Annotated in this window: 13 protein-coding genes; 7 read left to right on the forward strand and 6 right to left on the reverse strand. The window is 64.7% G+C overall.

The window, feature by feature from the left end; genetic code table 11:
- Positions 1-115 precede the first annotated feature (115 nt).
- A complete protein-coding gene (locus tag AC3CCE_RS21360; RefSeq protein WP_023681712.1) occupies positions 116-616 on the reverse strand; it encodes a (2Fe-2S)-binding protein in 501 nt (166 codons plus the stop codon).
- Positions 617-958: 342 nt separating this feature from the next.
- Between AC3CCE_RS21360 and AC3CCE_RS21365 the strand changes: the two genes are divergently transcribed.
- Both AC3CCE_RS21365 and AC3CCE_RS21370 read left to right on the forward strand, forming a co-directional pair.
- A complete protein-coding gene (locus AC3CCE_RS21365; RefSeq protein ID WP_352511776.1) occupies positions 959-2,050 on the forward strand; it encodes an FIST N-terminal domain-containing protein in 1,092 nt (363 codons plus the stop codon).
- A 3-nt stretch (positions 2,051-2,053) separates the two neighbouring features.
- Positions 2,054-3,397, forward strand: coding sequence for an ATP-binding response regulator (locus AC3CCE_RS21370; protein ID WP_352625935.1), 1,344 nt, complete (start codon positions 2,054-2,056; stop codon positions 3,395-3,397).
- 123 nt (positions 3,398-3,520) lie between these two features.
- Here the strand turns inward: AC3CCE_RS21370 and AC3CCE_RS21375 are convergent, their stop codons facing one another.
- A complete protein-coding gene (locus tag AC3CCE_RS21375) occupies positions 3,521-4,204 on the reverse strand; it encodes a response regulator (protein WP_023701705.1) in 684 nt (227 codons plus the stop codon).
- A 210-nt stretch (positions 4,205-4,414) separates the two neighbouring features.
- Between AC3CCE_RS21375 and AC3CCE_RS21380 the strand changes: the two genes are divergently transcribed.
- The 3 genes from AC3CCE_RS21380 to AC3CCE_RS21390 are packed head-to-tail and all read left to right on the forward strand — an operon-like array spanning position 4,415 to position 6,854.
- A complete protein-coding gene (locus AC3CCE_RS21380) occupies positions 4,415-5,122 on the forward strand; it encodes a fumarylacetoacetate hydrolase family protein (protein ID WP_352625934.1) in 708 nt (235 codons plus the stop codon).
- A gap of 4 nt (positions 5,123-5,126) precedes the next feature.
- Positions 5,127-5,777 carry a maleylacetoacetate isomerase gene (gene maiA / locus AC3CCE_RS21385; RefSeq protein WP_352625933.1) on the forward strand — a complete coding sequence of 217 codons (651 nt, stop codon included), beginning with the start codon at positions 5,127-5,129 and terminating at the stop codon, positions 5,775-5,777.
- 36 nt (positions 5,778-5,813) lie between these two features.
- Positions 5,814-6,854 carry a zinc-dependent alcohol dehydrogenase family protein gene (locus AC3CCE_RS21390; protein ID WP_352625932.1) on the forward strand — a complete coding sequence of 347 codons (1,041 nt, stop codon included), beginning with the start codon at positions 5,814-5,816 and terminating at the stop codon, positions 6,852-6,854.
- Between the two features lie 28 nt (positions 6,855-6,882).
- Here the strand turns inward: AC3CCE_RS21390 and AC3CCE_RS21395 are convergent, their stop codons facing one another.
- Complete coding sequence (locus AC3CCE_RS21395; RefSeq protein ID WP_023753398.1) at positions 6,883-7,746, reverse strand: DMT family transporter; 864 nt, start codon at positions 7,744-7,746, stop codon at positions 6,883-6,885.
- Positions 7,747-7,852: 106 nt separating this feature from the next.
- Between AC3CCE_RS21395 and AC3CCE_RS21400 the strand changes: the two genes are divergently transcribed.
- Positions 7,853-9,271 carry an aminotransferase-like domain-containing protein gene (locus AC3CCE_RS21400; protein WP_352625931.1) on the forward strand — a complete coding sequence of 473 codons (1,419 nt, stop codon included), beginning with the start codon at positions 7,853-7,855 and terminating at the stop codon, positions 9,269-9,271.
- A gap of 4 nt (positions 9,272-9,275) precedes the next feature.
- Here the strand turns inward: AC3CCE_RS21400 and AC3CCE_RS21405 are convergent, their stop codons facing one another.
- Positions 9,276-10,169, reverse strand: a complete 894-nt coding sequence (locus AC3CCE_RS21405) for a LysR family transcriptional regulator (protein WP_352625930.1) — start codon at positions 10,167-10,169, stop codon at positions 9,276-9,278.
- 131 nt (positions 10,170-10,300) lie between these two features.
- Between AC3CCE_RS21405 and AC3CCE_RS21410 the strand changes: the two genes are divergently transcribed.
- Positions 10,301-11,770, forward strand: coding sequence for an MFS transporter (locus AC3CCE_RS21410; protein ID WP_352625929.1), 1,470 nt, complete (start codon positions 10,301-10,303; stop codon positions 11,768-11,770).
- A gap of 15 nt (positions 11,771-11,785) precedes the next feature.
- Here the strand turns inward: AC3CCE_RS21410 and AC3CCE_RS21415 are convergent, their stop codons facing one another.
- Both AC3CCE_RS21415 and AC3CCE_RS21420 read right to left on the reverse strand, forming a co-directional pair.
- Positions 11,786-12,283, reverse strand: coding sequence for a MaoC family dehydratase (locus AC3CCE_RS21415; protein ID WP_023681725.1), 498 nt, complete (start codon positions 12,281-12,283; stop codon positions 11,786-11,788).
- Between the two features lie 160 nt (positions 12,284-12,443).
- Positions 12,444-12,866 (reverse strand): phasin family protein, encoded by a 423-nt coding sequence (locus AC3CCE_RS21420; protein WP_023701714.1) that lies wholly within the window; start codon positions 12,864-12,866, stop codon positions 12,444-12,446.
- Positions 12,867-12,949 lie beyond the last annotated feature (83 nt).

Consider the following 12,949-nt stretch of genomic DNA (forward strand, 5'->3'; position numbering starts at 1 on the left):
CCTCCGGAATAGCGAATAGTGAGTGGCGAATAGTGATTAGTGAGTAGGAATTGTGCTCGGAGCGGTTCGGCTAAACCGACTACTCGCTACTCCCTATTCGCTATTCGCTTCTTTCTTACGCTGCCTGTTTCGCCCTGCCCTTCGGCACCTTCGCCATCGTCTGCGATGCGGCGAGGATCGCCTTGACGATGTTGTGGTAGCCGGTGCAGCGGCAGATGTTGCCTTCGAGCTCGGCGCGCACCGTCGCCTCGTCAAGGCCTTCGGGATGGCGCGCGATCATGTCGGTCGCCGTCATGATCATGCCCGGCGTGCAGAAGCCGCATTGCAGCCCATGATGTTCCTTGAACGCGGCCTGCATCGGATGCAGGTCGCCGCCATTGGCAAGCCCTTCGATCGTCACCACGGTCGACCCGGAGGCCTGCACGGCCAGCATCGAACAGGACTTCACCGCCTTGCCGTCGACATGCACGACGCAGGCGCCGCATTGAGAGGTGTCACAACCGACATGCGTTCCGGTGAGACCAAGATTTTCGCGCAGGAAATGAACCAGAAGCGTTCGGTCCTCGGCAGCGCCGCTGATCCGTTTTCCGTTCACGACAAACGAAACGTCCGACATGCATCCTCCCTGGGTATGACCTTGGTAGTCATGCTGCCGATGCGGCTTTGGCGCTCGGCCATGCGCTATTGGTACACTGCACAAAGCGCAAAAAACACACGGCGCTCATTGTACTTTCGGTCATGGAGAAAACGAAAATCATGGGCCTGTCCGCCCCATTGCTAAAGAGCGAATAGGGGGCAACAATGCCCTCGACGCCAGCGCGCCGAGAGACATAAAAACGGGCGCGCGCAGGAAGCGTCGGAGGATATCGGGAGGAAGCCTCTGGCCAGTTCACGGACGAGCTATGCATCCGGTCTGTCGGCGCTCACCACCGACGAGCCCGACGCCGATGCATTCGCCCTGGCGGTCGCCGTCGAGGCCGCAGCCATCGATGCCGGCTTTGCCCTGCTGTTCTTCTCCCAGAGCCTGTTTGACGCGAGCGTCCTTTCGCAAGGGCTGAAGACCCACGCGCCGACGCTGGCCTACGCCGCCTGCTCGACCGCCGGCGAGATTACCCCCCAGGGCCTGGAGGAAGGCCATGTGCTGGCGCTGCTCTTTCCCTCCGCGTCGTTTTCGGCGGTCAGCACCATGGTCGACAATCTCTCCTCGTCGGGAATGGACAGGATCACTGATGAAGTCGAGGGCTTGCGGCGGTTGCTGCGCGGACGCACCGGCAGTTGCCATGCCAAAAGCACTTTCGCGCTCTGCTTCATCGACGGGCTGTCCTTTGCAGAGGAAGCGGTGACCTCGGCCATCCATTGGGGGCTCGACGACATCCCGCTGATCGGCGGTTCGGCGGGCGACGATTTGAAATTCGAAACCACAAGGCTGATTTCAAACGGCAAGGTTGCGTCCGACAGCGCCATCATTGTGCTGGTCGCCACCGAGATACCGTTCCATGTCTTCAAGACCGACAATTTCATCCCAACCGACGAGAAGCTGGTGGTGACGGCATCCGATCCAGACCACCGCACCGTGCGCGAATTCAACGCCACCAACGCGGCTGAGGAATATGCAGCCTCGGTCGGCATCGTTGCGCAGAACCTGACGCCGATGAGCTTCGCCTCGCACCCGGTGGTGGTGAAAGTGGGCGGCGAATATTACTGCCGCTCGATCCAGAAGATGCATGCCGACGGTTCCCTGTCTTTCTTTTGCGCCATAGACGACGGCGTCGTGCTGTCCATCGCCCAGCCCAAGGACATGGTGGAATCGACGCGCGCCGCACTGCGCGACGTCGAGCAACGGCTCGGCGGCATCGACATGATCCTCGGCTTCGATTGCGTGCTGCGCCGGCTCGATGCGCGCAACCGCCAAGTCTTCCGCGACATTTCGGAGCTCTACCGGGTCAACAATGTCATCGGCTTCGGCACCTATGGCGAACAGTACCGTTCGATGCATCTGAACCAAACCTTCACCGGCATCGCTTTCGGCGAACGCCAGGCGGCGGAATAGCCCATGCCGCTCAGGGACATCAACGACGTCGACAGGCTGAAGAAGATCAACGCCGCTCTGGTCAGCCGCGTCGAGCGCTCAATGGACCAGCAGGGCAACGCCTTCTCGCTGTTCCAGACCGCAATTTCACTGGAAAACCGCGTGCGTATGCGCACCGAGGAACTGCACTCGACCTTGCGCCGGCTGGAACAGTCGAACATCGACCTCAGCGCCGCCAAGGAAAACGCCGAGCTGGCAAACCTGTCCAAGACCAGGTTCCTGGCCGCCGCCAGCCATGACGTGCTGCAGCCGTTGAACGCCGCCCACCTCTCCGTCTCGGCGCTGGCCGAAGTGCAGACCAGCGACGAGGGCAAGAAACTTGTCCGCCAGGTCGAGCGCTCGCTGGAGACGATGGAAGACCTGTTGCGCACGCTGCTCGACATTTCCAAGCTCGATGCCGGCGTGGTCCAGCCCGACATCGGCGATGTCAATCTGGAGACGCTGTTTTCCTCGCTGCGGTCGGATTTCCTGCCCGTAGCCGAGATGAAGGGGCTGGCGCTGAAGTTCCGCCCGGTCAGCGCCGTGGTGCGTTCGGACCGCACGCTCTTGCGCCGCATCCTGCAGAACATCCTGTCCAACGCGCTGCGCTACACCCGCTCCGGCGGCGTGCTGGTCGGCACCAGGCATCGCGGCGACACCATCCGCATCGATGTCGCCGACACCGGCTGCGGCATTCCCGAGGATCAGCGCGAGGCGGTGTTCGAGGAGTTCCATCGCGGCTCCGCCATTCCAGCCGACACCGGGATCTCCGGCGGCGGGCTGGGCCTGGGCCTTGCCATCGTGCGGCGCATGGCCGCCGCGCTCGGTCATCCCGTGACGTTCTCGTCTAGGGTCGGGCGCGGCACCATCTTCCACATCGACGTGCCGGTCGGCATCGGCGCCAGCGCCGACGCCATCGCCAGCCTTGCCGAGATGGAGCGGCCGCGCGGCTACGGCCTGTTCGGCACCAAGGTGCTGCTGGTCGAAAATGACGCCGACGTGTTGCAGGCGATGACCTTCCTGCTCGAGCGCTGGCAGTGCCTGGTGCGCGCCGCGACCTCGACCGAGGCTGCGGTCAGCCTGCTTGGCGACACCGACTGGGTGCCCGACATCGTCATTGCCGACCAGCATCTCGACGACGGCGACCTCGGCACCGCAACAATAGCCGAAGTCCGCGACTATCTCGGCCGCGCCGTGCCAGCGCTGATCGTCACCGCCGACGGATCGGAGGCCGTCGCCAAGGCAGCCCGCGCCGCCGGCATCGAACTGATGCGCAAGCCGCTGAAACCGGCGCAGCTAAGGGCGCTGCTGGCGCATTTGCTGGCTTGAGCCCCATACCCTCCCCTCGATGGGGAGGGTCGGCGCGCAACGCCGGGGCGGGGTGCAGCGCCAAGCTCCCCCACCCCGCTCCGCTTCGCGGATCGACCCTCCCCACAAGGGGGAGGGTAAAGATCAAAACCCGGCCTGATCGCGAAACAGCTCCGCATTGTCCAGCTTCGACACCTCGATCACCGCTTGCGTGCGGCTGTAGACGTTGAGCTTGCGCAGGATCTCCGAGACATGCGCCTTGACCGTGGTCTCGCCGACCTGCAGCTCGTAGGCGATCTGCTTGTTCAGCAGGCCCTGGCGCAGCATCTGCAGCACGCGCAGCTGCTGCGGCGTCAGTTTGGCCAGCCGCTGCACCATATCGGCGCGGTCGGCGCTGTCGGCGTCGGGCGGCTGTCCCTCATAGGTCTCCGGCACATAGATCGCGCCCTCCATCACTGAGCGGATGGCGGCGGCAAGATCGCTCTTGCGCGCCGATTTCGGGATGAAGCCGGCAGCGCCATAGGACAACGCCTCGGAGATGATCTTCGGCTCCTCATAGCCCGAGACGACGACCACCGGCAGCCGCGGATGGCGGGTCCTGAGTTGCAGCAGTCCATCGAAGCCATGGACATCAGGCATGTTGAGATCGAGCAGCGCCAGATCGAACGGTTTTATCCCACCCAGGAGATCGAGCGCCTCGGCGATCGAGCGCGCCTCCACCGTGTCGACTTCCGGGTACGCCATCTGCACGGCGCTGTGCAGCGCCTCGCGAAACAACGGATGGTCGTCGATGATCAGAAACCGGGCGCGATCGTTCACTGCGGTCATGGTGTTCGTTTCAGTCCTCCCTGGGCAGGATACTCCCGCTGGTATGGGCAGCTTATTGGCAAATAGTCTATCGCCATCTTAACCCCCGGAGGCGAAGCCGACTTTATCCGACAATCAAGGCGCAGCCGATGCTTTTGCGGACGCTGATGCCTTGCCCGGCGGTTCAAATCGGTCAAATGTGCCGTCAAGATCCCAAGCAGAGACCCGCGCATGACAGACTTCGTCCTTCCCCTGCCCGCAACCCCATCGGTCGCCATAGAAGGCTCGGCCGAGCGCTTTGCGGTGCGCCGCATCTTCTGCGTCGGCCGTAACTACGCCGCGCACGCCCGCGAACTCGGCAATGACGAGCGCGACCCGCCCTTCTTCTTCACCAAGCCGGCCGATGCGGTGGTCGATTCCGGCACCACGGTCCCCTACCCGCCTTTGACCAAAAACCTGCACCATGAGATCGAGCTGGTGGCGGCGATCGACAAGGCCGGCTTCCGCATTCCGCGCGCTGAGGCGCTCGAGCATGTCTGGGGCTACGGCGTCGGCATCGACCTCACCCGCCGCGACCTGCAGGACGAAGCCAAGAAAGCAGCGCGGCCCTGGGATTGGTCCAAGGCCTTCGACCGATCGGCGCCCTGCGGCCCGTTGGTATCAGCCGCCAAATCTGGCCACCCGCAAAAGGGCCGCATCTGGCTCGCCGTCGACGGCGCGGTGAAACAGGAGGGCGACCTCGCCGACCTGATCTGGCCGATCGCCGATATCGTTTCGATCTGCAGCAGTGCGGTTGTACTACAACCGGGCGACCTGATCTTCACCGGCACGCCGGCCGGCGTCGGCGCGGTGGCGCCGGGTCAGACGATGACCGGCGGTGTCGACGGCATCGGCACCATCGAGATCACTGTCGGCCAAGATTCGGTCGGCAAGCCGTGATCCGATGAGCGACCTCGTCCTCCACAACTACTACCGCTCCTCCACCTCCTATCGCGCACGCATTGCGCTCGAGATGAAGGGGCTGGGCTACGATTACGTGCCGCATCATCTGCGTCATGGCGACCATCTGGAGCCGGCTTACCTGGCGGTCAATCCGCAGGGGCTGGTGCCGGCGCTCATCCTGGGCGACGGCACGCTTTTGACGCAGTCGCTGGCGATCATCGAATATCTCGACGAGACCCACCCCGAACCGCCGCTACTGCCGAAGGACGCGCTCGGCCGGGCGCGCGTGCGAATGCTGGCGCAGATGATCGCCTGCGACATCCACCCGGTGAACAATCTGCGCGTGCTGACCTCGCTGCGCACTTTGTTCGGCGCCGGCGACCAAGATGTCATCCACTGGTTTCGCCACTGGGTGAACGAAGGGTTCCAGCCGCTTGAAAAGATTCTGGCTTCATCGGATGAGACCGGCACATTTTGCCATGGCGACGCACCGGGCCTCGCCGACATCTGCCTGGTCGCCCAGATCGCCAGCAACGCCCGCTTCGGCGTCGACCTGACACCCTACCCCGAGATCTCGCGCATCCACGCCGCCTGCATGGCGCTGCCGGCCTTTCAGAAGGCGGCGCCGGAGAATCAGATAGATGCCGAATAGGCTCACAATGCCGGAGCAGAGCACGGAGAGTTGCCGATGAAAGCCGTCGTCTTCGAAAAATTCGGCGAAGCGCCGAGAATCCAGACGGTGCCGGATCCGAAACCGGCCGCCGACGGCGTCGTCATCAAGGTCGAGGCAACCGGGCTCTGCCGCAGCGACTGGCATGGCTGGATGGGCCATGACGATGGCATCACACTGCCGCATGTGCCGGGCCATGAACTAGCCGGCATCGTCGTCGCCGTCGGCAAGCAGGTGACCCGCTGGAAGGCCGGCGAACGCGTCACCGTGCCGTTTTGCGTCGGCTGCGGCCGCTGTTTCGAATGCAATTCGGGCAATCATCAGGTCTGCGAGCACCAGACGCAGCCGGGTTTCACCGCCTGGGGATCGTTTGCCGAATATGTCGCCATCGAGCATGCCGACACCAATCTCGTGCGCCTGCCCGAGGAGATGGAGTTCGCCACCGCCGCCAGCCTCGGATGCCGCTTCGTCACCTCGTTTCGCGCCATTGTCGACCAGGGCCGGGTGACGCCGGGCGAATGGGTGGCGGTGCATGGCTGCGGCGGCGTCGGCCTGTCGGCGATCATGATCGCCAGTTCCATGGGCGCCAATGTCATCGCCATCGACCTCACCGACGAGAAACTGGAATTGGCCAAAAAGATCGGCGCCGTGGCGACCATCAACGCCTCGACGACGCCGAACGTGGTCAAGGCGGTCAAGCAGATCACCAATGGCGGCGCGCATATGTCTATGGACGCGCTCGGTCACCCCACGACATCGTTCAACTCGATTGCCAATCTGCGCCGGCGCGGCCGCCACGTGCAGGTCGGCCTGATGCTGGGCGAACATGCCCGCCCGCAAGTGCCGATGGACAAGGTGATCGCCTTCGAGCTGGAAATCCTCGGCAGCCATGGCATGCAGGCCTACCGCTACCCCGCCATGATGGAGATGATCCGCACCGGCAAGCTCAAGCCCGAACTGCTGGTCGGCAACAAGATCAGCCTTGATGAGGCGCCGGCGGCGCTGATGGCGATGGGCGGGTTCGAGGGGATTGGCATTGGGGTGGTGACGAAGTTCTAGGGCGGAGTCGCCCTCCACCACCAAACTCCTAGCGTGCAAACCTCTTCGCCCCGACCACGCAGGCGACCACACCCAGCGTGACAACCACCATCAGCGGGCTGACCTGCTCGTGCAGCAGCGACGCTGCCAGCGCCAGGCCGAAAAAGGGCTGCAGTAACTGCAACTGCCCGACGGCAGCGATGCCGCCTTGGGCGAGGCCGCGGTACCAGAACACGAAGCCGATCAGCATGCTGAACAGCGAGACATAGGCGAGACCCATCCAGGCGCCGGAGCCGACGCCGGCGAAGGACGACGGCAGCGTCGCAAAGGTCAGGACCAGCATGATCGGCAGCGAGATCGCCAGCGCCCAGCAGATCACCTGCCAGCCGCCCAGCCTGCGCGACAATGCCGCCCCCTCGGCATAGCCCAGGCCGCAGACGATGATGGCGGCCAGCATCAGGCCGTCGCCGACAGGTGAGGCCGTCACGCCTTGCATCAGGGCAAAACCGGCGACCAGCGCGCTGCCGATGCAGGAAAACAGCCAGAAGGCCGGGCGCGGACGCTCGCCACCGCGCAGCACGCCGAAGATCGCGGTGGCCAGCGGCAGCAGGCCGACGAAGATGATAGAGTGGGCAGAGGTGACGTGCTTGAGCGCCAGAGCGGTGAGCAAGGGAAAGCCGACAACCACCCCAAGGGCGACGATCACCAGCGACAGAAAATCGCTGCGCGCCGGGCGCTTCTGCTGGAACAGGACGAGCATCGCGAGACCAAGCAGCCCGGCAATCGCGGCGCGGGCCGAGGTCAGGAATGTCGGATCGAACTCCGCCACGGCGACGCGCGTCGCCGGCAGCGAGCCTGAGAAGATCAACACGCCGATGAATCCGTTCACCCAGCCGCTCGCGGTCTTGTCCATTCCAGGCTCCATTGCTTTCGCCCTCTATCGGGCACGTGCCTATGGTGCAGCCAGAGACAATGCAGTACAATTCCATCAAACTGTAATGGCTGATTGAGCAATACAGATGACTGGTCTCGTTCTGGAAGTCGACACCGCACGCACTGTTGCCGCGGCCACTCTGGTCGAAACTGTCATGGCGACCATCCGCCAGCGGATTGCCGCGCGCAGCCTGACGCCGGGCGCGCGGCTGCCTTCGATCCGCGCCTTCGCCAAGGCCATGCAGGTGTCCAAATCCACCGTCGTCGAAGCCTATGAGCGGCTTGCTGCCGAAGGCGCGATCCGCTCGCGGCCGGGCTCGGGTTTCTATGCCGCCGGATCGCTGGCGCCGCTATCGCTGGCCGAGATCGGCCCTCGGCTCGACCGCGCTGTCGATCCGCTTTGGGTTTCGCGCCAGTCGCTGGAAGCCGGCGACGAGATGCTGAAACCCGGCTGCGGCTGGATGCCGGCCTCATGGATGCCGCAGGCGGCCTTGCGCCGGGCGCTGCGCACCGTGGCGCGCGCCGACGATGTCGACCTAGCCGATTACGGCACGCCGCTCGGCCTGCCGCCGCTCAGGCAATTGCTCGCGCGGCGCATGGCCGGCCACGGCATCGAGGTCTCGCCCGAACAGATCATGCTGACCGAATCGGGCACGCAGGCCATCGATCTTCTGTGCCGCTTCCTGATCGAACCCGGCGATACCGTGCTGGTCGACGACCCCTGCTATTTCAATTTCCACGCGCTGCTGCGCGCCCACCGCGCCAAGGTCGTCAGCGTGCCCTACACGCCATCCGGGCCTGATATCGAGCTGTTCGCCCAGGCACTGGCCGAGCACAAGCCGCGCCTCTACATCACCAATTCCGCCATCCACAACCCGACCGGCGCGATCCTGTCGCCGGTCACCGCGCACCGGCTGCTGAAGCTCGCCGACCAGTCGGACCTGACCATCGTCGAGGACGACATCTTCGCCGATTTCGAGCACAGTCCCGCGCCCCGGCTGGCGGCGTTCGACGGCCTCAACCGCGTCGTCCATATCGGCAGCTTCTCCAAGACGCTATCGGCATCGGTTCGCTGCGGCTTCATCGCGGCACCGCGCGACTGGATCGAGCAACTCACCGACCTCAAGATTGCCACCACCTTCGGCGGCGGCCGGCTGGCGGCCGAACTGGTGCTGACGCTGCTTAGGGACGGCAGCTACCGCAAGCACATGGAATTGCTGCGCGCGCGGCTTTCCCGCGCCATGGGCGAGACGGGCGTGCGCCTGAAGGCGATCGGCATCACGCCCTGGATCGACCAACCGGCCGGCTTGTTCCTGTGGTGCAGCCTGCCCGATGGCGTGGATGCGGCCGAAATCGCCCGCCGCGCGCTGGCCGACAACATCGTGCTGGCGCCCGGCAACGCATTCAGTCTGTCGGGAACCGCCAGCCGCTTCCTGCGCTTCAACGTTGCCCAGTGCCAGGACGAGCGGATTTTCAGGGTGCTCAAGGCGGCAATGGCGCGCTGAGCGCTCAGCGGGAGGCCGCGCAGACCTCCCGAACGCAATCTCGCAGCCAGCGTTGCGCCGGATCGGCATCGAGCCGTGGATGCCAGAGCATCGAGATGGTGACCTCCACAGTGGCGACCGGCAGCGGAAAGCTGACCATGCCGGCGCGTGCGCCTTGCGTGTGCCGTTCGGGCACGCTGGCAATAAGGTCCGAAGCGCGCGCCATGGCGAGTGCAGCCGAAAAGCCGGAGACCATGCACGCCACGGTTCGCTGCAGGCCGAGCAGCGCCAAAGTCTGATCGATCGGCCCTCTTTCCCGACCCCGCCGTGAAACGCTGATGTGGCGGCCGGCCGCGTAGCGTTCAGGCGTCACCGCGCCTTCGCTCAAGGGATGGCCGGCTCCTACGGCGCCGACGAACCGGTCACGGAACAGCGCCTGTATCAGCACTTCAGGTCCGGTCTCGCCGGCAACGCCGATTTCCAGATCGATCGCTGCGTCGCGCAACGAGGCGACATCCTTGTCGGCTTTCGGCGCAAATCGCAGCCGCACGCCCGGCGCCTCGGCCTGGATGCGAGCGACAAGACGCGGCCCGAACTCCTCGACGAACCCTTCATTGGTGCGCAGCGTGAAGATCTGGTTCAGCTTCGCGAGATCGAGAGGCCTGGCAGGGCGCAGCAACGTTTCTGCTTCCTGGACGACACGGCCGGTCTGCTGCCGCAATGCCTCCGCGCGCGGCGTCGGCACAAGGCCTCGACCGGCCCGAACCAGCAGCGGGTCGCCGGTCGCTTCGCGCAGTCGCGCCAGGGTGCGACTCATCGCCGAAGGGCTGAGCCGCAGCCGGGTTGCCGCGCGAGCCACGCTACCTTCGGTCAGCAGGACGTCGAGAGCGAACAGCAGATTGAGGTCGGGCGATGTCATTGGCGGATTGTAGCACATGCCATGGCGTTTGGTGCACGAATAAGATGCAAATGCTGCGCCTTCCGCCATTCCACCCTGACGACTAGATCTCCGACAGGTCCGGTTGCGGGACTGACAAGGAGGAAATCGCCATGGCAACTGCCGAGCAGAACGAGTGCGCATCGGCGCCGCAGAACACCCGGTCCGCAGGCCTGGCCCACTCTCCTGTCTTGGCATTGGCCAGCCTGTCGCTCGCCACGCTGCTGTCGTCGCTTGGAACCAGCATTGCCAGCGTCGGACTGCCTTCCCTCATGCAGGCGTTCGGTGCGCCGTTCCAGTCCGTGCAATGGGTGGTTCTCGCCTATCTGCTCGCCATCACGGCCCTGATCGTCAGCGCCGGCCGGCTGGCCGATATGGTCGGCCGCCGGCCGTTGCTGCTCGGCGGCATCGCGCTGTTCACACTGGCCTCGGTGCTCTGCGGCCTGGCGCCGACGCTCTGGCTGCTGATTGCGGCGCGCGCCGTGCAAGGGCTGGGTGCCGCGCTGATGATGGCGTTGACGCTGGCCTTTGTCGCGGAGACCGTGACCAAGGAGAGAACCGGCAGCGCCATGGGCCTGCTCGGCGCCATGTCGGCGATCGGCACGACGCTCGGACCCTCGCTCGGCGGCTTGCTGATCGCCGGCTTTGGCTGGCGGGCGCTCTTCCTCGTCAATGTGCCGCTCGGCCTCCTGACCTTTGCCCTCGCCTGGCTGGCCCTGCCTGCCCGCGGCAAGGCTGCGGGCGTTCAAGGCGGGTTCGACGCGATCGGGACGGTCTTGCTAGGCCTGACGCTCGCCGCCTATGCACTGGCCATGACGCTCGGCCACGGCCATTTCGGCGCCCTCAACACCGGCCTGCTGGTTGCCGCCGGCATCGGCGTCGTTCTGTTCGGCGTCGCGCAGAAGAGGGCGAAGAATCCCTTGATCCGGCTTGCCCGGTTGTACGACATCCGGCTCAGCGCCAGCCTCGCCACGAACCTCGTTGTCGCCACAGTGATGATGGCGACCCTGGTGGTCGCTCCGTTCTATCTGTCGCGAGGGCTGGGGCTCAATGCTGCGATGGTCGGCGTGGTCCTGTCGACAGGTCCGCTGGTCTCCGCGCTCTCGGCGCTCGTCGCCGGCCGCCTCACCGATCGCTTCGGCGCGCACAGGATGATGGTCGTCGGACTGTTCAGTCTTGCCGTCGGAACCTCATTGTTGTCGCTCGCCGCAACAAAACTCGGCATTGCCAGCTATATCGTGCCGATCGCCGTCACCTGCTTCGGGTACGCCCTGTTCCAGACATCCAACAATGCCGCCGTGATGAGCGGTGTCGCTGCCGGCGAGCGCGGCGTGGTGTCCGGCCTGCTCAATCTGTCGCGCAATCTCGGCCTGATCACCGGCGCATCGCTTATGGGCGCCATTTTTGCGGCTGCCTCGACGGGAGAACGGCAAAGCCAGGACATGCTGACCTCAGCGGCATCCGCGCACGGCATGCAGGTTACCTTTCAGACGGCAACGGTCCTGGCGGTGGCTGCGCTGTTGCTGGCACTGCTCTCGACCCGCGCCGGCGGCAGGCTGTCGGTGCGGCAACAGCCATCATGACCGAAGATAGGGAGCTTACGCTCCCGCCCGCTTGCGCCGCTCATAAAGCATGACCAGCGTTTCGGCGGTCAGCGCCGGCCTCTGTTCGCCCTCGATCTCGACCGTATTGGCGGCCTTCATCAGATACTGGCCCGGCCCCTTGTCCTCCACCGACAACAGCGTCGTGCGCAGCCGGATGCGTGCGCCGACCCTGACGGGCGCCAGGAACCGCACCTTGTCGAAGCCGTAATTGAAGGCGGCTTGCGTGTTTTCGGGGACGATGCCCATGCCCAGCGCCAGCGCGCCGATGATCGACAGCGTCAGATAGCCATGCGCGATCGTGGTGCGAAATGGGCTCTGCCGCTTCGCCCGCTCCGGATCGACGTGAATCCACTGATGGTCGCCTGTGCATTCGGCAAACTGGTTGATGCGGTTCTGGTCGACGGTCGTCCATTCCGACACGCCGAGCTCCTGCCCGGCCATCGCCCTTAACTGCTCGAAGGTCGGCGGCGTTTTCGGCCGTAGTTCCGTCATTCCTGCTTTCCCGATGGCTCCCAGTGCCTCGGACCACGAACGGACGGCTCCTGTCAATTCGCCCGTTGCGATTCCGTTCCGCCATTTTCCGCCAAACAGCGTCCCTCGTCCATGCTCATGCGCCGCAACCGGCCCACTCCTCTCATGGTTGCGTTGAGAGTCACTTCTTGTCATAGCCCGAGCGGATTTCCTCCATCGCTTCCTTGATGCGGCTGCGCAGGATTTCGACCGATTCGGTGCCGGATTTCTTGACCAGCTCGGCCACTTCGCCGGCATTTTTCAGGGCGGCTTCGAAGGATTTCCTGGCGAACTCCGCCTGTTTTGTCATCAGTTCCTGGGGATTGCCCGGCGCCTTGTAGCTCTGCGCCATGTCGCTGACTTCACGCAGCGTGTCCTGCAGCATCTCGCGCTGTCTGGACAACAATGAGGTCGCGCCGGCAGCTCCCGCCCGCGCCGATCTTTCCAGGGCCTCGAGGTTCTTGCGATGATGCGCGAGGATCGCCTCGACATTCGGCACCTTCAGGTCACGGCCGAACCGGCTGAACATGTCAAGGAACGAATCGGAGTCGGGTTGTTTGGCCATTGCTCGTGCTCCCCAGTGTCGCAAATGCTGAACCCTGTTCTGGACAATAGCACTCGCGCGCCGTGTGTCCATTCGCACGCCCA

The organism is Mesorhizobium sp. P160187, assembly GCF_057766425.1.

Excerpts from the sequence above, each read along its gene's own strand:
- AC3CCE_RS21390 (WP_352625932.1), top strand. The coding sequence starts at position 5,814 with ATGAAAGCCGTCGTCTTCGAAAAATTCGGCGAAGCGCCGAGAATCCAG.
- AC3CCE_RS21405 (WP_352625930.1), bottom strand. The coding sequence starts at position 10,169 with ATGACATCGCCCGACCTCAATCTGCTGTTCGCTCTCGACGTCCTGCTG.
- AC3CCE_RS21395 (WP_023753398.1), bottom strand. The coding sequence starts at position 7,746 with ATGGACAAGACCGCGAGCGGCTGGGTGAACGGATTCATCGGCGTGTTG.
- maiA (WP_352625933.1), top strand. The coding sequence starts at position 5,127 with ATGAGCGACCTCGTCCTCCACAACTACTACCGCTCCTCCACCTCCTAT.
- AC3CCE_RS21410 (WP_352625929.1), top strand. The coding sequence starts at position 10,301 with ATGGCAACTGCCGAGCAGAACGAGTGCGCATCGGCGCCGCAGAACACC.
- AC3CCE_RS21370 (WP_352625935.1), top strand. The coding sequence starts at position 2,054 with ATGCCGCTCAGGGACATCAACGACGTCGACAGGCTGAAGAAGATCAAC.
- AC3CCE_RS21380 (WP_352625934.1), top strand. The coding sequence starts at position 4,415 with ATGACAGACTTCGTCCTTCCCCTGCCCGCAACCCCATCGGTCGCCATA.
- AC3CCE_RS21415 (WP_023681725.1), bottom strand. The coding sequence starts at position 12,283 with ATGACGGAACTACGGCCGAAAACGCCGCCGACCTTCGAGCAGTTAAGG.
- AC3CCE_RS21420 (WP_023701714.1), bottom strand. The coding sequence starts at position 12,866 with ATGGCCAAACAACCCGACTCCGATTCGTTCCTTGACATGTTCAGCCGG.
- AC3CCE_RS21375 (WP_023701705.1), bottom strand. The coding sequence starts at position 4,204 with ATGACCGCAGTGAACGATCGCGCCCGGTTTCTGATCATCGACGACCAT.
- AC3CCE_RS21400 (WP_352625931.1), top strand. The coding sequence starts at position 7,853 with ATGACTGGTCTCGTTCTGGAAGTCGACACCGCACGCACTGTTGCCGCG.
- AC3CCE_RS21360 (WP_023681712.1), bottom strand. The coding sequence starts at position 616 with ATGTCGGACGTTTCGTTTGTCGTGAACGGAAAACGGATCAGCGGCGCT.